Here is a 23,830-nt window from a genome sequence, read left to right on the forward strand (position 1 = left end):
CCGAAAGCTCCTCATGGCTTAATTTAGGACGTGAGTTAAACCTCGGAAACGGCAGCCGTCAAGGGGTTGGGCACAGGTGAGGACAGTCGTGATGAAGTCGTGTGCTGGGAGACGGTGTTGGGGGGTGGAGGTGGTCCGAGTGGTGGGCGGGACGGTGGGGTCGGGGTGCGGGTGGGGCTCGGGGACCGGGTACCCGGGCCCCGAGCTCTCCAGAGCCCGGGGACCAGGAGCCCGGGTACCCGGAGTCCGGGCAGGCCGGGGGACTCGGAGACCGGCAGCCGGGGACCCCGGAGTCCCCGGAGCCCGGAGGGCCGCAGCGCCGGGCTCCGGGGACCGCTAGCGGGTGGGGGTGGGGGTTGGTTGGGGGCGGGGGGCCGGGGCGTAGCCGGTGGGGCGGGTGGTGAAGGTGCCCCGTCCCTGGGTGCGGCTGCGCAACCGGGTGGCGTAGCCGAAGAGTTCGGCCAGCGGGACGGTCGCCGTCAGGACGGCCGCGCCGCGCCGCCTCTCGGAGCCGCCGACCCGGCCGCGCCGGGCGGACAGGTCCCCGAGGACCGTGCCGACCGCGTCCTCGGGCACGGTGACCGTGACCTCGGCGACCGGTTCCAGCACGGCCGTCGCGCAGGCACGCAGGGCCGCGCGGAGCCCGAGCCGGCCGGCGGTGCGGAAAGCCGTGTCGGAGGAGTCCTTCACATGGGTGGAGCCGTCGGTGAGCGTGACCCGCAGCCCGGTCACCGGATGCCCGTGGAGCGGCCCCTCGGCGAGGGCGTCCCGGCACCCGGCCTCCACCGCCCGCACGTACTCCTGCGGTACGGCCCCGCCGGTGACGGTGCAGCGGAACTCGAAGCCGGTGGCGCCGACTTCGGGTCCGAGCGGTGCCACGTCGAGCACGACGTGCGCGAACTGCCCCGCACCGCCGTCCTGTTTGACGTGCCGGTACCCGAACCCCGTCACACCCGCGACGACCGTCTCGCGACAGGCGACCCTCGGCCGCCCCACCGTGACCTCCGGTCCGCCGTCGCGCCGCACCTTCTCCACCGCGACCTCCAGGTGGAGTTCGCCCATCCCGGACAGCACGGTCTGCCCGGTCTCGGCATCGGTGCGCACCACCAGCGACGGGTCCTCCTCGACCAGCCGGGCCAGCGCCGCCGCCAGCCGGCCGGTGTCCGCGGCCCGCCGGGCCTCGACCGCGACGGACACCACGGGCTCGGCCGCGGCCGGCGACTCCAGCAGCAACGGGGCACCGGGGTCGCACAGGGTGGATCCGGCCCGCGCCGACTTCACGCCGACGAGCGCCACGATGTCCCCGGCGACCGCCCGGTCGAGCGGGACATGCCGGTCCGCCATGACCCGCAGGATGCGCGCCGCCCGCTCGGTGCGCCCGCTGCCCTGCTCGCGCACGATGTCTCCCTTCTCCAGGGTGCCCGAGTAGACGCGGACGTGGGCCAGTCGTCCGGTGGTACCGGCGTTCACCTTGAACACCAGCCCACTGAACGGGGCTTGGGGATCGGCCGCCCGCTCCTGCTCGCCGCCCGCGTGCACGCCGCGTACGGCGGGGACGTCCAGCGGCGAGGGCAGATAGGCGACGACCGCGTCCAGCAGTGGTTCGATGCCGCGGTTGCGGTAGGCCGAGCCGGCGAGGACGACCACGCCGTCCCCGGTGCGGGTGAGATCGCGCAGGGCGGCGGTGAGGGTGGCGGCGCAGAGCGTGTCCTGCGCGCAGAACTCCTCCAGCGCGCCCGGATGCAACCCGGCCACCGCCTCCTCCAGCACTCGCCGTCGTCGTACGGCCTCCTCCCGCAACTCCTCGGGCACGGCGCCCTCCACCGCCGTACCGGTTGCGTCGTCCCACGTCAGCGCACGCATCCGCACCAGGTCGACGACACCGGTGAACGCGTCCTCGGCGCCGATCGGCAGCTGCACGACCAGCGGCGCCGGGTGCAGTCGCTCCCGGATCGAGGCGACCGCCCGGTCGAGGTCGGCGCCCGCGCGGTCCAGCTTGTTGACGAACGCGAGGCGCGGGACGGCGTGCCGGTCGGCCTGCCGCCACACCGACTCGCTCTGCGGCTCGACCCCGGCGACGGCGTCGAACACGGCGACCGCCCCGTCGAGGACCCGCAGCGAGCGCTCGACCTCGTCGGCGAAGTCGACGTGGCCGGGGGTGTCGATGAGGTTGATGCGACAGCCGTCCCAGGCACAGCTGACGGCGGCGGCGAAGATGGTGATGCCGCGGTCGCGTTCCTGCGGGTCGAAGTCGGTGACGGTGGTGCCGTCGTGCACCTCGCCCCGCTTGTGGGTGGTGCCCGTCGCGTAGAGGATCCGCTCGGTGACGGTGGTCTTGCCCGCGTCCACGTGGGCGAGGATGCCGAGGTTGCGGACGGCGGTGAGAGTGGTGGCGGAACTGGTGATGTGCGTGCGCACGGCCCGGGGCCTTTCTGGGGTTCGGAGCCTCTCCGGTCTGCGGAGAAAAGGGCGGCGCGATGTACCCGTACGCCCTGGAGAGCACGCAGGCGTCCCGGCCCGGCGGCACGTGGCCGGTTCGGGCAGGGGAGGTCAGCGGGACGTCACGGGGGTCCGGTGCCGGCCGCGCAGCGGGCACCGGCCGGACGAGGACACGAGGATCACCTCGTACCGGCAACGGGGAGCGACGACAGCGCTGTGTGCACGCACGGCCGGCTCCCCTCTGTCCTGTGTCTGATCCGTTCTGTGTCTGACGTGTCCCGACGGTACGGGGCGGGAGGGGGCCGGGGCACGTGATTTTCCGGGTTCTGGCGAAGGTGGCCGACCGCGGCGCAGGGCGTGGCGCAGGCGGCTCAGGGCGCGGCGCTACTCGCCGAGCAGCAGCCGTTCCAGCGCCGCCCGCGCCCGCGCGTCGGACTGTGCTCGGGCCGAGACCGCGACCGCGAGTTCCCGCACCCACTCGTCGAGCGCCACCGGCCGCCGCGAGAGCACCACGCCGCGGACCTCCTTGCACACCTCTCCCCGGGGATGCGCGCCCGCGAGGTCCAGCACGAGACGCTGCTCGCCGAGGAGGACCTCGACCCGCTCGACACGGCCCTCACGCCCCGCGAGCCGGTCGGCCAGGCCGCGTCTGCGCTCGACGGCGACGGAGCCCGGCGGCAGCGCCTCGGCGAGGGTCCCGGTGAGCACCCGTGCGTACACCTCCAGGTCGGCGGCGTCCCTGCGCAGCGCGGCCACGGGCAGAGCGCGACGCGGGAAGTTGGTGTCCATGAGCGGGGAATGGGCGGGAACCGGGCTGGCCCCCGGCGGGGGCACGGCGGCCCGAGTCTATGCCCGGCCGCCGGGTGAGGGCTCGGGGGGATCGCGGGTGACGCGGAGGCGGGTGCGGGAGACACCGGAACGCGTGGCTCCCTGCGCCACCGGGCCGTATCGCCCCCTCGCCACCGGGCCGTATCGCCCCCCTCGCCACCGGGCCGTGTCGCGCCCGCGCCACCGGGCCGTGTCGCCCCCGCGCCACCGGGCCGTATCGCGCCCGCCGTGCGCGCACGGCGCGGCCGGCCGGCCGAAACCGCAGGACCCGTTGCGGCACGGGAACACCATCGGGACAATGAGCAGCCCGTTGGCGGGAACCGGCGCAATCACACGGGGCGTCTACCAGTGGTCCGTGGGACCACGGCATGACTGGATGGCTCATCGGGCTCTACTCGGCCCGAGAGAGGCAAGGGGGCAGTTGTGACATGGATCAAAGGTGTTTCCAGGTGTGTACGTCGCCCACGGTCGCTGTGAGACGGTGCCGCGATCGTGCCGCTCTCTTCCGGAGCTGACGAGACGCGGTCCGGCCCGGTGGTGCCCTGCCCGGTGTGCCTTCACCCGGGAGGGGAGGAACGACGCTGCCGGGTCTGCGGATTCCCGCTCCTCGGGGATCCGGTCCTGGGTGCCGCGACCGAGGAGGACCACCGGTGCGCGGCGGACGAGCTGGCCGCCGCCGCGCACACCTGGGATCTCGACGCCGCCCGGCGCACGCTGAGCGACACCGCCGGGCGCTCGGAGCTGGCCGGGCTGCTTCGCCCGCCGCCCACCGGGCTTTCGCACCCGGCCGCCGTCCCGCACCCCTCGGGCCTTCCGTCCCCCGCCGCCGTCCCGCATCCCTCCGGCCTTCCGCACCCCGCCGACGGACCCGGCCCGCGGCCTGCCTCCGCTCCCCCGGTGACCGCCGGACCGCCCGCCCTGGCCGATCTGCTGCGCGGGCTGACCACCGGGGAGGTGCCCGAGGCGCTGTTCGTCGAGTTCGGCACCCAACAGGCCTCGGTGGTACGGGTGTTCGCCGACGCCGCAGGTCTGCCCCACACGGCTGCGCATGCCGAGACGCCCTGGACCGAACTGGTCCAGGAGCTCGGCACCGCGGACGCCCTGCGTCGCTTCCGGCTCGCCGGTGGGGTGGGCACCGTGGAACCGGTGGACCGTCTGGGCTTCGACCGGGCCGTGCGCGGCTGGCTGCGCGCTGTCGTGCCCCCTGCGGACGAGCCGACCGGCACCCGTACCACCGCGGTGGTGCTGCTGCGCGGCGGCACCGGCTGGACCCTCCTCGACCGGGCCGCCGCCGTGCTGTACGAGGTGTGCGCGGTGCGTGCCGAGGGCACCCCGGCCGCCGCGCCCGGTCCGGGCACGGCGGCCGCCACCACGGCCCGGGTCCGTGACGTGCTGCGCGGTGCGCCCCTGCGCGAGCCGCACACGCTCCTCCTGGCGCGGGCGGGACACGGCGCGGGCGACCACGTTCCGGTGGAACTCGCCCACCACGTCCTGTTCGAGGCCGGTCTGCGGCTGGCGCCCGGCGAGACCCGGACGACCTCGGTCACCGTGCACGGCGGTCCCCCGGTCATGCCCCCGCCGTCCGAGGCGGGGACCGCGGCGGGCGCTGTCGCCGCGCCGTCCGCGACCCTGCCCGTCGTCCTGCCGCTGCTCGCCGGCCGCTACCGCCCGCAGGACCGGCACCCCCCGCTGGTCCGGCTGCCCCGCGTCGAACTGCCCGCGCTCGGCTCCGCGCACCTCACCTTCGTCCTGCACGGACCGGGCGAGATCGAGGTGCGCACCGGCGGCCACGTCCTGGCCGAGACGGCGCACGGACCGGAGTCCGACCTGCACGACCTGGTCCACCGCATGCCGCGGCGCCTGCGGCGGCCCCGGCCCCTGGAACTCCTGTGCGCGGTGGAGATGTCCGGCACCGCCGGCAGCGAGGTCGCCGAGCGCGTCGGCTTCACGGACGACCTGATCCGTGCCGCGCAGCGCCATGCCGGCGCGGGCGGGGGCCTGCGGGTCGCCGTGATCGGCTACTACGACCACGCGCCCCGCAACGCCCACCAGCCCGCCCGGGGGCTCATCCAGGCCGTGCCGCCGGGACCGCCCGGCCGGGCACTGCGCCAACTGCGGGAGCTGCCCGTGGAGATACGGCCCCGGGACACCCTCACCTCCTCGCTGGAGGACGCGCTCAAGGCCGCCGCGCGCATGACCGCCGGACCGCGCACCGACTCCGTCGACCGGGTCCTGCTGGTGGTCGGGGGCCGGCCGCCCGCGCTGCCCGCCCAGGACGGCCTCGTCCCCGGCTGCCCGCGCGCCGTGGACTGGCGGGAGCAACTGGGGACCCTGCGGCACCGGGGGGTGCGGGTCGGCATCCGGGCCGCCCCGTTCACCGCGCCCGCCGCCGGGGTGCCCAGCGGGCACCGGCTGGGCCACTACCTCAAGCGGACCTGGCAGGACCTGACGGGCACCGAGGGCCTCGTCCTGCGGCCCGGCACCGACTCGGCGGAGCGGGCCGCGCTCGCCCTGACCGCCGGGCAGCCCCACGGCACCGACGGCAGCCCGCTCGCGTTCGCCGCACCGCCTCTCCCCCCGCGCCCACCAGACCCACCGAGGAGCTGACGCACTCCATGACGACGCCTCATCGACCCGACCCGGGCTCCTGGGACAACGAGGACGAGGCCCGCTCCCCGGACCCGGGGCAGCCCCCGAACGGGCACCGCGGGGGCAACCGCGCGTGGCAGTCGCTCGCCCTCGACGGCGCGCCCCGCAGCGCCGAACCGCCTCCCCCGCTGCCGCCCCTGCCCGCGGCCGAGCCGCGCCTGCCCAGCGCCGACACCCCCACCGCGGCCGACACCCACACCGTGGCCGACCTGGGCGCGCCGCCGCTGGCCATTCCGTCGCTCCGGGGTGCTCCTCCCGTGGGCGTCAGGATCGGCGTGTGGGGAGCCTCCGGGTCCGGGAAGACGACGTTCCTCGGCGCCGTGCCGATCGCCGCGATGCAGCACCAGCGACGCGGCCAGGTGAACTGGGTGGTCGCCGGGATGGACCCCTCCTCCGCGGAGTTCCTTCAGGACAGCGTGGATCAGCTGGTGTCGGAGCAGGTGTTCCCGCAGGCGACCCGGGCCCAGCGGGACCTCAGGTGGTCGTTCGCCGGTGAGACGCGGCCCGCCCGGGGGCTGCGTACCCGCCGGCGGATCACCTTCGCGCTGGAGGTGCTCGACCTGCCCGGAGAGGCCTTCAACCCGCGCTCGAACCAGGTCAGCGAGGACCTGCACGAACAGGCCGTGACCCATCTGACGAGCTGCGGCGGTCTCGTCTACCTCTTCGACCCGCTGCTGGACGCCAACCAGCAGACCGCGAGCATCAACTACTTCTACGGAATGGCCAGTCAGATGGCCGCCCGGGTGCGCGACGAGGGCCGGCTCCTCGGCAACGGCCGGCTGCCGCACCATGTCGCGGTGTGCATCACCAAGTTCGACCACCCGGACGTCTTCGAGCCGGCGCTGCGGGCCGGCTGGGTCACCCAGGAGCACGTCGGCGCCGTCCCGCGCGTCCCGGACCATCAGGCGCGCGGCTTCTTCGACTGGATCTGCGAAAGCTTCCGCGGCGGCAGCGCCCGCCTGGTCCGTGACGCCCTCGGCAACTTCTTCCACCCCGACCGGATGTCCTTCCACGCCAGCTCCGCGATCGGCTTCCGGCTCAACCCGAACAACCAGTTCGACTACCGCAATTACGTCAACGTGGAGCCGGACGGCGAGCGGATCTGCAGTTCTCCGCCGACGCCGATCAACGTCATCGAGCCGCTGATGACGCTGGAGGAGGGTCTGCGGGGCACGGCCGGACGCCCGCCGCGCACCGGCAGGCCCCGGTGGGGGCGCAGGTGAGCGGGCCACCGGCCGGGTCCCCGGTGCGCGCCGCCTGGTCCCTGCAGGGCAAGGCACCGGGTCAGGTGGCCTACGACGTACAGGCGGGCAGCGTGGAACCCCGCATCGCGCAGAGGTACTTCTGGGCCGCGTCCACGGAGACGCCACGCGCCGAGCGCGCCCACGCCCCCGACGCACTGCCCTGGGTGGTGTTCCTCGGCGGCACGGAGGCCGGCCGGCCCGTGACCGGCCTGGTGGAGACCGTCTGGAAGGGCGGGCGGGACGCGACCGGCCGGATCAGCTACTCGGCCCGGCTGCTGCTCCTCGACTGGCAGCCGACCGGCGAGGCGGGGCTCACCTGGACCTCGCTGTACGACGCCGCCCTCGACACCGCGTGGCCGGCCGTGGACACGGACGCCGCACACCCGCCCCACCTCGTCCTCGCCGCACGGCCCGCCGGGGTCGCGCAACTGGCCCGGTACATCGAGGAGGACATCGGCTTCGAGTGGGCCGCCCGGTCCGCGGCGCTGCTCCTGGAGGGGCGGCACGTGGCCATCACGCTGTCGCCGGAGCACGCCGGTCTGAGCGCCGTCACACGGGTCGCCGTGCTCGACGGGATCTGCGCCCTGCTGCCGTACGGCAGCAGGGCCTGGCTGTCCGCCGCGACCTGGGCCGGTCACGGCGCCGACCACGAGCTGCGGCTGACCTTCGCGCTGCGTCCCCGGGGCAGCCAGTGCCACGCCGTGCTCGCCGGGCCGCCGCCGCAGGGGCCGGGCTCGGCCCAGGGCCGTGCCTATCTGGCCGAACTGCTGCGGCTGCGGCAGAAGGTGGGCATCGAGGCGCTGCTCACCCATCTGCTCTCCCATCGCACCCCGCTCACCCCGCAGGACGCCGAACAGGCACTGCGGCACCTGCGGGACCTCGACCTGCGGGCCGTGGTGGTGGCGGACATCGAACGGGGCGCTGGCCGGCTGGGCGACGTGGCCAGGCTGCTGAGCCTGCACCCGCTGGAGAGCCTCGACGAGCAGGAGGCCGCCACGGTGGCCCGTCATCTGGCGCGCTGCACCCTGCCCGGCGCTCTGCCCGAGGCGGAGCGCGCGCAGGCCCGGGCCATGCTCCTGGAGCACTGGTCCGCGCGGACCGGCGCGGCCCTCGCCGGCGAACTCACCTCATGGCCCGTCGAGCGGCAGACCGTCCAGCGGGTGCGGGCCGTCCTCGATCTGGCGGCGGCGTCCCGTGACCGGCAGGCCCACGCCGCCGTCCTGGCCGGCTACCTCGACGCGGGCACCGCCGCCGAGGCGCCGGACGGCCTGCTCGCGCGCGGCACGCTGCTGCACGCCGTGCAGCGGGGGCTGGACGAGAGCACGGTGGCGGCCGTGCACACCGTCCTGCTGCGCCGCCCCGAGCTGACCCTGGCCTGGCTCGACGTCAACGCCGAACGACGGACGCTGGACGACCGGCTGGTCCATGACCTGCTGCGGCGGCCCGGTGAGGCGGACCGGCAGAGCGCCCCGGACTGGCTGCGCGGCGCCGCGCTGATCCACCGCGAGCCGTCGGCCGGGCCGGACGGGCAGGGCATCGAGGCGTTCGCCGGAATCTCCCCGACGGCCTGGCGCACCGGCCTGCGCCTGGCCGCTCACGCCGGCAATCCGGACGTGCTCTCCTGGCTCCACCCGGAGCTGTACGAGGTCGCGGCGGGACTGGCCGGCACCGACGAGGACCGGGGGTTCCTGCTCCGGCGGGTCGACGTCCTCGTACCGAAACAGCGCGGCGTCGCGGGCAGGCACGCCGCCTGGGCCGATCTGATCCAGCTTCCCCTGCTGGGGTGGAGCGTGCAGCGCGCCCGCCTCTTCACGGACGACGGCGAGGCGGGCGCCGAGTACGCCGGTGTCCTCAGGCAGCAGCTGCCGCACCTGGGGCTGTGGGGCCGGGGGGAGGGCCGGCTGGCCGAGGGGCTGGTCGGGGAACGGCTCGACCAGGTGCCGTATCCGCTTCTGTGGGAACTGACGCATCCTCAGGAGCCGGGCGCGGCAGGCCTGGTGGGCCTGGAGGGGCCGCTGCTCGACAGGATCGCCGAGCTGCTGAGACACGCCGGGGACTGGATCACCGGCGACATGCCCGCACCGTGGGAGCAGCGGCTGCGCGACCGCCCCGACCTCCAGTGGCTGGCCCACACCGCCGACATCCGCCGGCTCGTCGCCGCCCGCACGGCCGCTCCCGAGCACCTGGGCGACGCCATCGTGCGGGCGAGCCCGCACTCCCGGTACGCCGAACACGCCCAGCAGACCGTCGAGTTCCCCTCGGCCGTGCTCGACGCGATCAGGCCCTGGCTGCACGAGCACGCGGGACGCGGCGACTTCGTGCACCGGCTGGCCGGACACCTCAACCGGACCGCCCCGCACCAGGCGCTCGGCGACCTGCTCTACTACTCCGTCTCCCAGCTGCGGTTCGGCGAACCGGTCCGGCAGCGGGCACTGGACTGCCACCGGGAGCTGAAGGACAGCGTCGAGCACGCGATCAAGCTCCTGCGGCAGAAGCCGTCGCGCCAGCAGCCGACGGCTCCTCCCCCGTTCCCCGGCCAGGGCGGGTCCGGCGGCGCCCACCGGCCGTCGTACCCGCCGGGGACACAGCATCCCGCCGGGGGCCGCCGGTCCTACCCCGACCCGGCCCACCCGGCGTCCGGCACCTCCGGCGAGTCCGAGCGCGGCGTGTTCTCCCGGCTGCTCGGGCGGCGCGGCCGAGGCGAGGACCGCGTATGAGCCTTCCGCACGCCCTCGCCCTCGACATCGGCACCCGCTACGCGCGTCTCGCCGTCGCCGGGCCCGGTGCCGGGCCCGCCCGCCCGGTCCACCTGCCCGCAGACGTACCGGGCGAGGGGCTGCCGCTGTCCGCCGCCACGCGCGGCCGACCCGTCGCCGCGCTGCGCGAGGCGTACGGCGCCTACCTCGCCCGGTACGGCCCGCCCGTCCGGGCCGTGGTCGTCCTGCCGCGGCGCACCGCCCGCGCGCTGGCCGGTCCCGCGACGGCCGCTCTCGCCGCGGACGGCTGTCCGCGGCCCCGGGCGATGGACGCCGCCCACGCCCTGCTCGCCCTGGTCCGGCAGACCCCGGGCGGACCGGCGGGCACCGGGGAGTACCTCGTGTGCGATGCCGGGGCCCGCGCCGCGGACGCCGCCCGCTGCACACGGGCCGGCTCCGCGGTGCTGCTGCGCGCCACCGCCGAAGCGACCGGGCCGGCCGGCCTGCTGGGCGCGGATTTCGACACGGCGCTGCTCGCCGCCGCCGGTCTGCGCGACACCGACGAAGCCCACCGCGACCTGGCCGCGGCGCGCCTGGCCGACCCCGGCGGCCGCCGGCTGGGGCTCGCCGTGGCCCGGGCCGTGCGCAGGCCCGACCCCTTCGACGACACCCCGGTCCACCTCCTGTCCGGCCGGGAGGTCACCGCGGGGCAGGTACGGACGTCCCTGCCGCCGCTCATCGACGCGGTACGGCGGGCCCTGGCCGAGGTCGCCGCACCGGCCGGCGCGGCCGAGCCGCCCCCGCTGCTGCTCGCCGGGGGGCTGGCCCGGCTCGAACCGCTCGCCCGGCAGCTGGCCGACAGCCACCGGCTGCTGCCCCTGCCCGCGGACGTGGACGCCGGGTACGCGGCGGCGCTCGGCGGCGCCCTGGTCGCGGCCGGGCTCGCCGACCCCGGGGACCGCTACCCGTACGCCGTCCGCATCAGCACCCACCGCCGGGTGGCCGGACGGCTGTGCACCGAAGCACTCGAACTGGCCGCCCCCGGGGCCCTGGAGCCGGGCGGCGACACCGTGTTCGCCGTCCGGGACGGCCGGCCGGCCGAGGTGCTCCCCGACGCGGCGGCCGGGCGCCCGGTGCGGGTCGAGGCCGTCGGCCCCGACGGCCGGCCGGTCCCGCTGCCGGACGTCACCCTGCCTTCCGGCGCACCGGCCGGGCTCTGCCGCGTCGGCGTCCGGGTCGACGCGGACGGGGCGGCGGCCCTGGTGCTGCGCGCGGTCGCGGAGGGTCCGGATACCGAGACCCGCGTTCCGCTCGGCCCCCTGCCCGCCCCGCCCGACACCTGATCCGGCCCCACCGCCCCCGACCGCGTCGCGCCCGAGGAGCTCGCCTTCGATGAACAAGCCGCCGCCCAGCCCGAGTCCGGGACACGCCCGGGGCCGTGCCGTCCACCGCGCCGCCGTCGCTCTCGCCGCGCTGGTGCTCACGGCCCTGGCCGTCGCGCCGTCCGGGGCGGCCCCCGCGGCCGCCGGCACGGCCCCGGCCGCACCGGGTCCCAGCCGCGCCGAGATCTACTCCGCGCTCGGCCTGGAGCAGGTCTCCGCGGACTACGTCGTACTCGTCGACGTCTCCGGCTCGATGATGGACAAGGGCCGGTACTCGTCGGTCCGTTCGGCGCTGCTGCCGTTCCTGAAGGGCCTGTCGCCGCAGGACTACGTCGCCCTGTTCACGTTCGGGAACACGGCCGAGACCGTCTATCTGGGGCACCCGTCCGACCCGAAGGGCGTCATCGGCAGGCTGCCCGCGCAGGCCGGGCCCTCCGGTGTGCACACCGACATCGGCGCCGCCCTGGACCGCGGCCTGGCCGAGCTGGAGCGGCCCGACGCCGCCGACGTCGGCTCCGTGGTGATGTTCACCGACGGCCGGCACGATCCGCCGCAGGGCTCCCGGTACCCCAAGGCCTCCGGGCCGGCGTGGGACGCGCTGCGAAGCCGGGCCGAGAAACTGGCCGGCCGGCACGAACTGGCCGCCTACTCCCTGCCGTTGGCCACCGACGAGTCCGGCACCGCGCAGCTGTCCCGCGTCGTGCCGGACACCACCGAGCTGCGGCCGGACTCGGTGCAGAACCTCGCCGGTTATCTCGGGCGGGCCGCCGAGCAGGCCCGGGCGCGCAAGGCCGAGCGGCTGATCGCCCAGGACGCGGGCAGGGGCGTCACCGCCACCCTGTCGCCCGCCCGGACGCTGGAGCTGGGCCGGGGCGGGGCGGCGGCCACGCTGACGCTGACGGCCACGAGCAAGCGGGTGCCGCTGACCGTGACCGGCCTCGGCGCGAGCGTGAACGGCCAGCCGCTCACCGTCACCGGCCTGCCGGACCGGGTGGCCCTGGAGCCGGGCGCGGCACGGCGGTTCGCCGTCCAGGTGCGGGGCAGGCCCGACGCCGGGCTGCTGCCGGTGCGGCGGACCTGGCGGGCCGAGGTCGGCGTCACCGTGCACGGCAGGGTCACGACGCCCTGGGCGGCCACCCTCGACGACGTGAGGTTCGACGTACCGGCGGCGGTGGACGGACCGGCCACGGGCCTGCGGCTGCGCGCCGAGGTCGGCTCGCCGCTGGCCCTGCCCCTGCTGACCGGCGTCCCCCTCGCGGTCCTCCTCGCCGCGCTGCTGCTGTGGCTGCGGCGCAACCGGGCGGCCCTCGGCGGCCTCCTGGTGCTGTCCCCGGCGCTCGGCGGCGGCCCGCAGGACCACATCGTTCTGCGGGGGCGGCAGTTGACGCTCGCACCGGCCCGGATCGGTGGCCGCGGCCGCGTGTACGGCCGCAGGTTCCGGGCGGCCGACGGCACGCGCAGGATCGCGCTGCAACTGCGCTACAGCCCGGACGGCACCGCGGCCCGCAGCGCGGACGCCGTGTGCCGGCCCGGCGACTCGGTGGTGATCAACGGCATCAGTTTCGCCTACCTGCCCGACAGCGGCGGGCCGCCGGCGCCGCCGGCCGCTTCCGGCGCCGGCGCGCAACCGGGCCCGCTGCCGATCCCGCGGCCCGGGTCGCTGCCGCCCGACGGGGACGGGCCCTGGCGCGCCGCCCCGCCCCGGCCGCCGACGCCGCCCGGGCGGCCCGCGCCCTCGGAACGGGACCTGCCGTGAGCGGCCCGGACCTCAACGTCGCCGCCACCCGGGTCGGCACCCATGCCCTGGGCCCGGGGCGGCGGTCGGTGGTGTGGGTGCAGGGCTGCCCGTTCCGTTGCGCGGGCTGTCTGGCACCGGAGTGGATCCCGGACCGCCCCGCCCGCCGCGCGGACCCCGCCGAGCTGGCCCGCGAGTTGCTCGCCGACCCCGGCGTGCGCGGTCTGACGCTGTCCGGCGGCGAGCCGATGGCCCAGGCCGCCGGGCTCGCCGCGCTGGTCCGCGCGGCCCGCGCACGGCGCGACCTCTCGGTGATCTGCTTCACCGGCCACCGCCTGGAACGGCTGCGCGCCCGGCCACCGGCACCGGAGGTCGCCGAACTCCTCGGTCTCGTCGACGTGTTGATCGACGGCCGGTACGTCGCCGGGCTGGACGACGGCAAGGGGCTGCGCGGAAGCAGCAACCAGCGCGTCCACCACCTCACACCGAGGCTCTCCGACTGCGGCTACGACTTCACGGACGGGCCCCGCACCGCCGAGATCGCCCTGGACGGGCCCGCCGCCCTGCTGGTCGGGGTCCCGCCCGCCGGGCTGCTCGCGGCCTTCGACTCCGCCGTGGACGAGGCCCGTTCACGGCTGTGCCTTCCCCAGACACCCGACGTGAGGCCCCGGCACCCCCGGGCGCGGCTCGCGGCCGACCGACCAGGCGAGGACGACTGACATGAGCGGCAAGAAGCGCATCCTGGTGGACGAGACACAGTGGTACCAGGCCCAACGGGCGGCCCAGAACCTCAAGCAGGTCCGGCGTGACATGCCCCGGCTCCTCGACGAGGTCCGCCGGCAGACGGAGGCCGACCAGGCCCGCACCCGCGCCGAGCTGAACGAGCGCGCCCGCCGGACGGAGGAGGCCCTGTCCGGGCTCGCGGCCCACACACAGCGGCTGGAGCGGGACACCGGACGCAGGCTGCGCGAGCAGTCCGAGCGCCTGCAGCAGGAGCTGCGCGGCACCGCGGACCGGCTCGAACGCGACACCCGTACCCGGCTCGCCCAGCAGCGCGCGGCCCTGGAACGCGAACTCGCCGCCGAACGCGACCAGCGCCGCCGCGACATCGCAGGCCTGACCGGACGCGTCGACGAGCTCACCGGCCATCGCGACCGCGCCGCGGCCGCCGCCCGGGACTGGCTCGCCGACGCCACCACGATGGCCGGTCTCATCGACAGCACCCTGCCGCACGAGCGACACGCACCCGGCCGGCTCGACCGGCTGCGCCTGGACCTCGCCACGGCACGGCGCAACAGCGACGCCGGCCAGTACGAGGCCGCGCTCTCCCTCGCCCAGGGCGCCTACCTCGACCTCAGCGAGCTGCGCCTCGACATCGAGCACCGTGAGCTGGAGCGACGGCTCGCCCAGGACGCCGCCGTCGAGGCCCTGGTCCTGGTTCAGACGCTGATCACGCAGAACGAGGTCAGGCCGGTCATGGGCCCCGACGGGGAGCCGCTGCACGGGGTCGAACTGGACGTGGACCACTGGTCGGAGGGCGAGCTCGCACAGCTGCGCGAGCAGACCGCCGAGCCGCTGGCCCGGGCCCGGGACGACGCCACGACCACCGCCGAGCAGCGCGAACTGGCTGCGGCGGCAGCCGAGTTGGAGGACCGGCTCGGTGAGATCGTGGACCGGGCCGGCATGCGGCAGCTCGCCTCACAGCTACGCGTGAACCTCGCCGACTCGGTGGCCGGGACACTCTCCCGGATCGGCGCCTACGAGCTGACGGACGGCGAGTACCAGGACGAGGACCAGCGCCGCTCGTACCACGCCGTGCTGGAGCACGCGAACGGCAACAGGATCGTGGTGCAGATCCTGCCCCCGCCGGAGGGCGAGACCGGGCAGGTCCTGCGCGTCCTGTCCTACGACCACGACACGGCCTCGGAACGGGAGCTCCGGGACCGGGCCGAGGCGGTACGGCACGCGCTCCAGGAGGCGGGGCACCCGACCGGGGCACTGGAGAGCGAGCCCGGCGTCCCGGATCCGGCGGCCGCCGACCTGGACCGGTTCCGGCGGCCCGCCGCCCGGCCGCGCACGCTCCCGGCCGACGGCGCCGTATGACGGGCCGGCTCGGCTCCCGCTTCGCCGGCCTGCGCCTCGGCGTCGGCGAGCCGTTCACCGTGGTGTACGGGCCCGGCGTCGACGACACCTTCATCGGCGCCGACTACCGGGAGCGGAACCTGGACGCGGCACTGTGGCATGTGCTGCGCGCCGAGTCCTGCGCGTATGTGGCCTACAGCTCCCAGCGCCGGCCGCTGTACTTCCTGGACCCGCAGTCCGAGGCCCGGTCCAGGCCGGCCGGCCGCGCCGCGGCCGACGGGCCGTCACGGGCGTCGGCCTCGCCGGCCGGGGCGACGGAAGCCTCGGACGCGTCGGAGGCGACAGGATCCGCGGGGCCGGCCCTCATGCGCCATGCCCGGCTGCGCGGACCGCTCGGCCGGGTGGTCGTCCGCCCGCCCGGACCGCCGCGGGACGCCGCGCCCGCCGCGGAGTCGACCGCCCCGTCCGCCGAAGGCGGGCCGCCGCGCGCCCTGTCCGACCCGTTCACCGTCATGACCCTGTCCGGGTACCTGGCGAATCCCCCGCGCCGCACGGCCGTGGTGTTCACCGAGGCGGAGAGCACCCTGCGGCACACCGACGCCACCCGCCCGCTGGACACCTTCTTCAGCGACTGGGCCCGGCACGGCGACTACGACCACCCGGTCGTGCTGGTCTTCGCGCGCCCGACGTTCGACGCCTGTGTGGAGTACGTCGAGTCGCTGCACGGCTACCCCGCACTGGCCGCCCGGTTGCGCCGGCAGGCCGCGCCCGCCGTCCGCGTCGGCTTCCCGGACGAGGCCGAACTGCACCGCCTCGTCCAGCGGTTACGGCTGCGCCACGGACTGCGCATCGGCGACTGGCGCGAACTGGACACCGTGGTACGGGCGATGGCGGCCCAGCCGCTCACCGTGAAGAACTGGCGCAGCCGTCTGCTGTCCCTCGGCGAGACCCCGCTCAGCGGCCCGGAGCTTGCCGGGCGCGGCTGGCTGCCCCGGTCCGCCGGACACCGGCCGGGGGCACCGGCCGGCCCGGACACCCGCACGGCCGAGGAGCAACTGGCCGACCTGCCGGGCCTGGAGCCGGTGAAGGCCCACCTGCGGCGGCTGCGCAGCCGGATCGCCGCCGAACGACGGCTGGAGGACCTGGGGCGCGGCACGGGCGCCGAACCGGCCTCCCCGCACCTGCTGTTCGCCGGTCCGCCCGGTACCGGGAAGACGACCGTGGCCCGGCTCGTCGGCGAGATGTACCGCGAACTGGGCGTGCTGCGCCGCGGCCATGTGGTGGAGGTCCGGCTCGACGACCTGGTCGCCGGTTACGTCGGGCAGAGCACCCCCCTCGCCAACGCCGCCGTGAACGACGCCCTGGACGGGGTGCTGTTCGTCGACGAGGTGCACGGCGTGGGCGAGGAGGGCCCCGGATTCCTGATGGACGTCATCCGGACCCTGCTCGCCCGCATGGAGAACGAACGGGACCGGCTCGTCGTGATCGCGGCCGGATACCCCGAGAAGATCGATGAGTTCCTCGCCGCCGACCTCGGCCTCGCCCGCCGCTTCCGCGAACGGATCGCCTTTCCCGACTACCCGCCGGACGTGCTGCACACCATCCTGCTGCGGTACCTGGCGGCCCGCGGCCTGCGCCGGGACGACGCGTCGGCCGCCCGGCTGCTGGAGGTCGTCACCGCACTGCACGCCACCCGCCGCCCCGACTTCGGCAACGCCGGCACCATGCGCGACCTCGGCGAGCAGATCTTCACCGAGTGGGCCGTCCGGGTCGGCGAGGACACCGAGCAGCCGTTCACCATGGACGACCTTCCGGAGGAGTACCGCGCCCTGCTGCCCGGGCCCCCGCCCGACGACGGGGCCCTCCTGTCCGACCTGGACGGCATGGTCGGCCTCGCCTCGGTGCGCGAGGCGATCACCGACCTCGCCGACCGCATCCGGCTGCGCCAGGCCCGGGGCAGGCGTCTGCCCGCGCCCCCGCACCTGCTGTTCACGGGGCCGCCCGGTACCGGGAAGACCTCCGTGGCACGGGCCGTCGGCGGGATGCTCCGCGACCTCGGACTGCTGCGCAGGGGCCATCTGGTCGAGGCCACACGCGCCGACCTGGTCGCCGAGTACGTCGGCCAGACCGCGCCCCGGGTCCGCGAGGCCGTGCACGAGGCGCTCGACGGGGTGCTCTTCATCGACGAGGCGTACAGCCTCACGTCCGGCTCCGGCATCCAGGGCGCCGACTTCGGCAGGGAGGCCGTCGACACCCTGGTCAGGGAGATGGAGCACTGGAACGACCGGCTGGTGGTGATCGCCGCGGGCTATCCTCGCGAGATGGACGAGTTCCTGCGCGGCAACAGCGGCCTGGCCTCCCGCTTCACCCTGCGCGTGGAATTCCCGGCGTACGGCACCGAGGAACTCGTCGAGGTGCTGCGCCGCAGCGCCGGGGCCGAGGGCTACGTCCTCACGCCGGAGGTCGCCGAGCGGGCCGGACGCTGGCTCGACGCCCGGCGGCGCATCGACCCGGGCGGCTTCGGCAACGCGCGCGAGATCCGCGGCCTCCTCGCCACCATGGAGGCCCGCCTCGCCCGCCGCCTGCGCACCGCCCCGACCGCCACCGACCACTCCGCCTTCACCGCCGACGACGTACCCGCCCCCGGCCGCTGATCACCCCCTTGCCCTTCCGTTCCCCCTCCGCCTCCCCTACTCCAGCGCGTCCCGCAGCACCCGGTCGATCGCGGCGAGGCGGCGCTCCACGTCACCGGCGTCGAGGAACGCGCGCCCCAGGGCCGTACCGTTCTTGGTGAGCCGGTCGCCACCTGCCTGTGCCTCATCGTCGTCGCCCCATGCGGACAGTGCCTGCGCCAGCTCCCGGTCCGCCTGGGCGTGGCGCCGCAACTGCGGTACGCGCTCGCCGAGTTCGGCGCGGACCGCGTCGAGGCGTCGGCGCAGTTCGTCCAGCTCGGCGGTGACCCGGGCCAGCTCCCGCTCCTCCTCGGCGAGCCGCTCGCCCGTCTCCTCGGCTTGGCGCAGCGCCTCGCGGGTCCGTGGCGCCAGCGCGTCCAGCCGGTCCTCGCCGAGCCGGACCAACGCGCCGCAGTCCGCGGCCAGGGTCTGTTCGACAGAGGTGTCCCGGGAGCGCAGCAGCGTCAGCCGTTCGTCCACCACCTGTTGCTGTCCGCTCAGCGCGTCCAGCGCGTCCACCAGGCGTTCGAGGCGGCGCAGCTCCGCGATCCGCTCCCGCAACTCCGCGTGCTCCTCGAGGCGCCGGCGCAGTTCCTCCTCGGTGGTGGCGAGCCGCTCCAGGGCCGCACGGTCGTCGCGCAGCCGGCCGTGGAGCGCGGTGAGCTCGGCGAGCCGCTCGTCCAGCTGCTCCGCCGGCCGCCGGCCGGGCCGGGCGGCCGCCACGAGGCGGGGCGCCTGCTCGGCCAGCGCCGGGAACTCCTCCAGCGCGTCGAACAGGCCGAACAGCCCCTCCAGCGTGGCGACGCCGTCCCCGTCGCGCGCCTGTGCGAGCTCCTGCGCGGCCCACCGGAGCGAGGCACCGAGCGCCGACAGGGCCGCCGCGGCTCCGGTACCGTCCGCGAGCGCCCCGCGCAGGTCCCGGCGGGCCCGCTCGCCCGGGGTCATGTCGTCCGCAGCCGCCATCCGCACCCCCGGTTCCCCGTCACACCATCGACCGGGGCAGCGTAGCGCCGAAGCCCCCGAATTCGCCTGTGAGGCAACCCCGTTCGGATCTAGACTGCGCACGCAGCGGCCGGGCCTCGTCCGGGCGACGAGAGCGACGAGGGTGGGGGAACCCGTGACTGAGCTTGTGCGCTTCCAGGGGCCGGAAGGCTCCGAACTCGTCGTCGAAGTCGCCGACGACACTCCTGGTCTGGAGCTGATCTCGCGGCGCGAGGACGGCATCGTCGAGGCCACGCGACGGATCCGGGAGTCGCTGGAGTCCACGCTGCCCACCCTGCGGTCGGTGGTGGACACCGCGCGTGCCCTCGCCCCGCAGGAGATGGAGATCGACTTCGGTATGAAGTTCACCGCGGAGGCCGGTGTCGTCGTCGCCAGGACCGCCGCGGAGGGGCACTTCGCCGTACGGCTGCGCTGGACGCGGCCCGACGGTGCGCCCGAGCGGCCGGCCGGCTCCGGGAACTGACGAGCCGTGGCACTCGGCCGGGAACAGCCGCCCTGGCTCGTCAGCATCCGGCACTCGGCCGCCGACGGACCGGCACACGGCGTCGGCGTGCTGTGCGGACCGCGCCACATCCTCACCTGCGCCCATGTGATCGGCCCGGCCGGGGACAGGCCCGGCACCGCGGTGTACGTCCGCTTCCAGCACGTGCGGCACGCCGAGGCGCTGGAGGCGACCGTGCTGCCGGACGGCTGGCACCCGGTCACCGAGGCCCGCACGGGGGACGTGGCCGTCCTCGAACTCTCGGGCGACCCACCGCCCGGCGCCCGCCCCGCACCGCTGTGCACCACGGCGGCCGGCATCTGGCACCACCGCTTCCGCGCCTACGGCTACCCGAAAAAGCACGCGCGCGGCGGTGTCCCCGTGCGCGGCGAGATCGTGGACCACGCGGGCGACGAGTGGCTGCTGCTCGAACCGCGTGCGGGCTGGGCGCCGGAACCCGGCTTCTCGGGCGCACCGGTGTGGGACGAGGACGGCGACGGAGTGATCGGCATCCTCAACGCCCGGGAGCGCGGCGGCGATTCCGGCACCCGCGGCGCCGGCCCGAGCGGCACCGCGTACGCGATCAAGACCGAGGCGCTGCTGCGCTACTGGCCTCCCCTGGCCGCCCAGGTCCGGGAGCAGGCCGCCGACGAGCTGCGGGCCCGCCTGGAGTCACGGCTCGCGCTGCCGCTCACGCGCGCCGGGGAGCTGCCGTCCGTCGCCGAGGTGGACCCGTACCACGTCGGCGTGAGCCCCTCCACCTACAGCGGGCTGCCGGCCGAGGACGGCCCCGCCGACATGTACGTCGCGCGCCCCGGGCCGGACGCGCTGCTGGAGGAGGCGCTGGACGGCGCGCTCGCGGCCGCGCCGGACGGCGCGCGGCTGCTGCTGCTCGTCGGCCCGTCGAAGTCCGGCAAGTCCCGGACCCTGTTCGAGCTGCTGCGCCGCCGGATGCCGCGGGCCCGGCTCCTGGTACCCGCCGCCGACCGGACCGCGCCCGGGGACCTGTCCCGGCTGCGGCTGCCCGCCGGCCCCGACCGGGTGGTCCTCTGGCTGGACGAGCTGGACCACTATCTGCGGCCCGGCGGACTCGACGTCCAGGTCCTGGAGCGGTTCGCACGGCAGGACCCGCCGGTCACCGTGGTCGCCTCCATGACGTCGATACAGCGGCAGGCGCTCTTCGACCGGGCGGACGACCAGGGCCGCCTCGCGCGCAGCGTGCTGCGCCGGGCCCGCCAGGTGGAGCTGGCGCAGCGGCTCTCCGACGAGGAACTCGCGGAGGCCGCCCGCCACTACCCGGGCGAGGACTTCACCGCGCGGGGCATCGGGCAGGTCCTGGTGGCCGCGCCCGAGCTGGAGCGGCGGCTGACGGACGGCTTCGACAGCTGCCCGGCGGGCTGGGCGGTGACCCGGGCGGCGGCGGACCGGTGGCGGATGGGCTTGCGCGGGGCGGTGCCGGAGGCCGTCCTGTTCCGGCTGTTCCGCGGGTACCTGAACGACGCGCACCCGTCACTGGACGCGGACGAGAGGGCGTTCCGGACCGGGCTCGCCTGGGCGCGCGAACCCGTCGCCGGGCAGATCGCCCTGCTCCACCCGGACCGGCCCGTGGCCCCCGCGGACACCGGGGACGCCGCGCCGGACGACGGGCCCGCACAGCGGATGTACACCGTCTTCCCCTATGTACCCGACTATCTGGACGCCAGGAGCGACGACCCCGGCGCGCGGGTGCCGGGCTTCGCCTGGCGGCTCGCCGTGAGCGGGGGCGCTTCCGACGGCACCGGCGGCACCGGGGCCCCGGACCAGCCGGGCGGGCTGAGCGGCGAGCTGCTCACGATCGCCCTCACCGCCGGTGTGCGTGACGAGACGGAGGTGGCCGCGGCCGCGCTGCGCCGGGTCCGGCAGATCGGCGGGGACTCGGACGACGCCGCCTGGGCGGCCCTGCTGCTCGGACAGCTCGAACTCTTCCGGGGCGATTTCGCGCAGGGGGCGGAGTGTCTGGAGGCGGCCCTCGACTCCGGCGTCCCGGACGTGGTGCCGCTGGCCCAGGTCGAACTGGGCGGGATGCTGGCGGCCAGTGACCGGGTGCGGGCCGGCGAGCTGCTCCAGGCGGCGATGGGCTGCCACAACCGTCAACTGGCCCTGCTCGCCGAGGTGTTCTTCAGCGGTCTGCTGATCCTTCAGGGGGAGCACGACCGGGCCCTGTCGCTCCTGGAGGACGTGCTGGCCGCGGGGGACGACGAGGTGGCCGGCCTGGCGCAGGCCCGGCTCGGCGGGCTGCTCGCCGACGAGGGCGTTCCCGCCTCCCTGGACGGTGCCGGGAAACAGGGCCCGGCAGGCGGCGGGACCGAACTGCTGCGGGCCCGCGCGGCCCGCACCGGCGACCTGCCCGGTCCGGACCGGGGCCCCTGGACACTCCCCCGCACCGTGGACGCCGCCGTGACCGCGCCGATCGCGGAGCTGGCCCGGACGAACATGAGCTGGGTCCTGGTCAACCAGGGCAAGCTGGCGCGGGCCGAGGAGCTCCTGCGGGAGGTGATGGCCGGCGCTCACCCGCTGGCCGCGCCCCTGGCCTGCGCCAACCTCGGGGACCTGCTCGTGGCGTGCAACCGGTGGGGCGAGGCGCGTCCGTTGCTCGAAAGCGTGCTGGACGCCCCGGCCCCGCTGGCCTGGCCGCTGGCCCGGCTCGCGCTCGGGTGGCTCCTGGTGAGCGGGGACGAGGAGCAGGAGCGGGGCGCCGAACTGCTGCGCGAGGTGGTGCGGTCGGGCCACCCGGCCCTGGCGCCCCGCGCCGCCCACACCCTGGGCGCCTGGCACATCGCGGGCGGGCGGGCGGAGCGCGCCGAGTACCGGCTGGGCCAGGCCGTCGCCTCCGGCCACCCGGACTGGGCGCCGACCGCCGAACTCTCCCTGGCCGGACTGGCCGTACGGCAGGGCGACCCGGACCGGGCGGAACGGCTGCTCGCCTCGGTCGCCGCCGGGCCCTGGCCGAACGCCCCGCTCGCCCTGGACCATCTGGGCGACCTGCTGGCCGGCCAGGAGCGGTACGAGGAGGCGGAGGCCGCCTACCGACGGGCCATCGACTCCGGCCACCAGCACTGGTCCCAGCTCGCCCGGATCGACCTTGCGGTCATGCTGGCGGTGACGACCGACCCGGACGACCCGCGGAACGTGGCCGCTTTCACCGCGCTGCTCGCCGAGGCCGTCGCCTCCGGACACCCCGGACACGGCCCGCGCGCCGCGGAGTTGCTCGGCGAGCTGCTCACCGTGCTGGAGCGGTACGACGAGGCCGAGGCCGCCTACCGGCAGGCCATCGGCTTCGGCCATGAGCAGTGGTCCCACCTCGCCCGGATCCGCCTCGCGCTCATGCTGTCGGACCGCGCCGACCCGGACGACCCGCAGGGGTTCGCGCCGGTGGCGGACCTGCTCATCGAGGCCATGCAGGCGTCCCTTCCCGTGCTCGCCACCTGGGCCCAGTCGCTGCTCGGCCAGGTCCGGATCGTCTCGGGCGACCGGTCGCAGGGACTGCGGCTGCTGAGCGACGCCGTGGCCGCGGACGTGCCCCGGGCGTCCGACGCGGCCCGGCTCTTCCTCGCCCTGTCCCATCTCGGCGACGGCGGGGATCCGGCCGAGGCACAGGCCGCGGAACTCCTGGAGGACGTCCTGCGCGGGGAACCCTCGGACGTCACCGAGGTGGCGCGGGCGACCCTGGGCACCCTGCGTCTTCGCCAGGGCGATCACGCGGCGGCCCGGCGGCTCCTGTCCGACCCGGCCGCGTCCGACGACCCGGAGGCGGTGGCCGAGAGCTACCTCGACCGGGGTGAGTACCTCCTCGACGCCGGGGAGGTCGAGATGGCCGCCGAGCTGCTCGAAGCCGCCGTGGAGTCGGGTGCCCCGGACAGCGCGCCCCGGGCCTGTCTGCTGCTCGGCGTGACGCGGCTGGCCGAGCGCAGACTGGACGAGGCCCGGGACCGTCTCACCCGGGCGGTGGCCTCGGGCGACCCCGCCGTGGAACCGCAGGCCCGGCGGTATCTGGGCAGTACGCTCGCCCAGCTCGGCCGGCCCGAGGAGGCCGAGGAGACCCTGCTCCCGCTGGCCGCCGCGGCGGACAGCCCCGAGCGCCCGCAGGCCCTGCTGCTGCTCGCCCGGCTCGCCGTCGTCACCGGGCGGCAGGACGAGGCGGCCGACCGCTTCGAGCAGGTGCTGTCCGCCGGCGACCCGGAGGCGGAGGCCGAGGCGCGCACCGCGTACGCCCCGCTGCTGCGGGACACGGGCCGCTGGGACCGGCTCGCGGAGATCCTGTCGGCGCCCGCGGACATCCGCCCCGCCCCGGAGAGCGAGCCCGCACGGGACGCCCTGCCCGGCGGGACCGGCGCCCCCGCACCGCAGCCGTCCGCCTCCCGCCCCGGCGAACCCGTCCTGACCGCACCGGTGTTGGTCCTCCTCGGCGATGTCGCCTCCGGCGAGGAGCAGTGGCGAGAGGCCCGCTATTGGTACCGCCGCGCCCTGGACGCCCCCGACAGCGACCGCGCCCACGACCGCGCGCGTGCGGCCCTCGGGACCCGGCCGGGCCGGTTCCCGGGCTCGCACCCGGGAACCGGCCCGCCGTCGTGAGCGCCCGTG

At 76.1% G+C, this 23,830-nt stretch carries 13 protein-coding genes; 10 read left to right on the forward strand and 3 right to left on the reverse strand.

The window, feature by feature from the left end; translation table 11 throughout:
- Positions 1-336: 336 nt before the first annotated feature.
- Together fusA and ACZ4MF_RS12020 are read right to left on the reverse strand one after the other, a co-directional pair.
- Positions 337-2,418: an elongation factor G gene (fusA, locus tag ACZ4MF_RS12015; protein ID WP_467491887.1), complete on the reverse strand. Its 2,082-nt coding sequence runs from the start codon at positions 2,416-2,418 to the stop codon at positions 337-339.
- A 405-nt stretch (positions 2,419-2,823) separates the two neighbouring features.
- Entirely contained in the window at positions 2,824-3,228 is a 405-nt protein-coding gene (locus ACZ4MF_RS12020; RefSeq protein ID WP_467491888.1) for a hypothetical protein, read from the reverse strand.
- A gap of 588 nt (positions 3,229-3,816) precedes the next feature.
- Between ACZ4MF_RS12020 and ACZ4MF_RS12025 the strand changes: the two genes are divergently transcribed.
- Genes ACZ4MF_RS12025 through ACZ4MF_RS12060 form a run of 8 tightly spaced genes read left to right on the forward strand, consistent with a single transcriptional unit; the run spans position 3,817 to position 17,709 of the window.
- The gene (locus ACZ4MF_RS12025; protein WP_467491889.1) at positions 3,817-5,874 is read left to right on the forward strand and encodes a hypothetical protein; all 2,058 of its coding nucleotides are present in this window, start codon (positions 3,817-3,819) and stop codon (positions 5,872-5,874) included.
- Between the two features lie 8 nt (positions 5,875-5,882).
- Positions 5,883-7,139 (forward strand): hypothetical protein, encoded by a 1,257-nt coding sequence (locus ACZ4MF_RS12030; RefSeq protein WP_467491890.1) that lies wholly within the window; start codon positions 5,883-5,885, stop codon positions 7,137-7,139.
- Entirely contained in the window at positions 7,136-9,877 is a 2,742-nt protein-coding gene (locus ACZ4MF_RS12035; RefSeq protein WP_467491891.1) for a hypothetical protein, read from the forward strand. Before ACZ4MF_RS12030 ends, ACZ4MF_RS12035 begins: the two co-directional genes overlap by 4 nt.
- Positions 9,874-11,199 carry a hypothetical protein gene (locus tag ACZ4MF_RS12040; protein WP_467491892.1) on the forward strand — a complete coding sequence of 442 codons (1,326 nt, stop codon included), beginning with the start codon at positions 9,874-9,876 and terminating at the stop codon, positions 11,197-11,199. Before ACZ4MF_RS12035 ends, ACZ4MF_RS12040 begins: the two co-directional genes overlap by 4 nt.
- 49 nt (positions 11,200-11,248) lie before the next feature.
- Positions 11,249-12,994 carry a vWA domain-containing protein gene (locus ACZ4MF_RS12045; protein WP_467491893.1) on the forward strand — a complete coding sequence of 582 codons (1,746 nt, stop codon included), beginning with the start codon at positions 11,249-11,251 and terminating at the stop codon, positions 12,992-12,994.
- Positions 12,991-13,692 carry a 4Fe-4S single cluster domain-containing protein gene (locus ACZ4MF_RS12050; RefSeq protein ID WP_467491894.1) on the forward strand — a complete coding sequence of 234 codons (702 nt, stop codon included), beginning with the start codon at positions 12,991-12,993 and terminating at the stop codon, positions 13,690-13,692. Before ACZ4MF_RS12045 ends, ACZ4MF_RS12050 begins: the two co-directional genes overlap by 4 nt.
- A 1-nt stretch (position 13,693) precedes the next feature.
- Complete coding sequence (locus ACZ4MF_RS12055; RefSeq protein WP_467491895.1) at positions 13,694-15,076, forward strand: hypothetical protein; 1,383 nt, start codon at positions 13,694-13,696, stop codon at positions 15,074-15,076.
- Positions 15,073-17,709 carry an AAA family ATPase gene (locus ACZ4MF_RS12060; RefSeq protein ID WP_467491896.1) on the forward strand — a complete coding sequence of 879 codons (2,637 nt, stop codon included), beginning with the start codon at positions 15,073-15,075 and terminating at the stop codon, positions 17,707-17,709. Before ACZ4MF_RS12055 ends, ACZ4MF_RS12060 begins: the two co-directional genes overlap by 4 nt.
- Before the next feature lie 36 nt (positions 17,710-17,745).
- On the opposite strand, the gene ACZ4MF_RS12065 is transcribed toward ACZ4MF_RS12060, so the two are convergent.
- Positions 17,746-18,690 carry a hypothetical protein gene (locus ACZ4MF_RS12065; RefSeq protein WP_467491897.1) on the reverse strand — a complete coding sequence of 315 codons (945 nt, stop codon included), beginning with the start codon at positions 18,688-18,690 and terminating at the stop codon, positions 17,746-17,748.
- A 154-nt stretch (positions 18,691-18,844) separates the two neighbouring features.
- Here ACZ4MF_RS12065 and ACZ4MF_RS12070 point away from each other — a divergent pair, with 154 nt between their 5' ends.
- Positions 18,845-19,192: a CU044_2847 family protein gene (locus tag ACZ4MF_RS12070; RefSeq protein ID WP_356025610.1), complete on the forward strand. Its 348-nt coding sequence runs from the start codon at positions 18,845-18,847 to the stop codon at positions 19,190-19,192.
- Between the two features lie 6 nt (positions 19,193-19,198).
- Positions 19,199-23,821: a tetratricopeptide repeat protein gene (locus ACZ4MF_RS12075; RefSeq protein ID WP_467491898.1), complete on the forward strand. Its 4,623-nt coding sequence runs from the start codon at positions 19,199-19,201 to the stop codon at positions 23,819-23,821.
- The last annotated feature ends 9 nt before the right edge of the window (positions 23,822-23,830 follow it).

The organism is Streptomyces sp. NPDC025793, assembly GCF_055558375.1.

Coding starts and splice junctions, on each gene's coding strand:
- ACZ4MF_RS12030 (WP_467491890.1), top strand. CDS start 5,883: ATGACGACGCCTCATCGACCCGACCCGGGCTCCTGGGACAACGAGGAC.
- ACZ4MF_RS12065 (WP_467491897.1), bottom strand. CDS start 18,690: ATGGCGGCTGCGGACGACATGACCCCGGGCGAGCGGGCCCGCCGGGAC.
- ACZ4MF_RS12055 (WP_467491895.1), top strand. CDS start 13,694: ATGAGCGGCAAGAAGCGCATCCTGGTGGACGAGACACAGTGGTACCAG.
- ACZ4MF_RS12045 (WP_467491893.1), top strand. CDS start 11,249: ATGAACAAGCCGCCGCCCAGCCCGAGTCCGGGACACGCCCGGGGCCGT.
- ACZ4MF_RS12040 (WP_467491892.1), top strand. CDS start 9,874: ATGAGCCTTCCGCACGCCCTCGCCCTCGACATCGGCACCCGCTACGCG.
- ACZ4MF_RS12060 (WP_467491896.1), top strand. CDS start 15,073: ATGACGGGCCGGCTCGGCTCCCGCTTCGCCGGCCTGCGCCTCGGCGTC.
- ACZ4MF_RS12020 (WP_467491888.1), bottom strand. CDS start 3,228: ATGGACACCAACTTCCCGCGTCGCGCTCTGCCCGTGGCCGCGCTGCGC.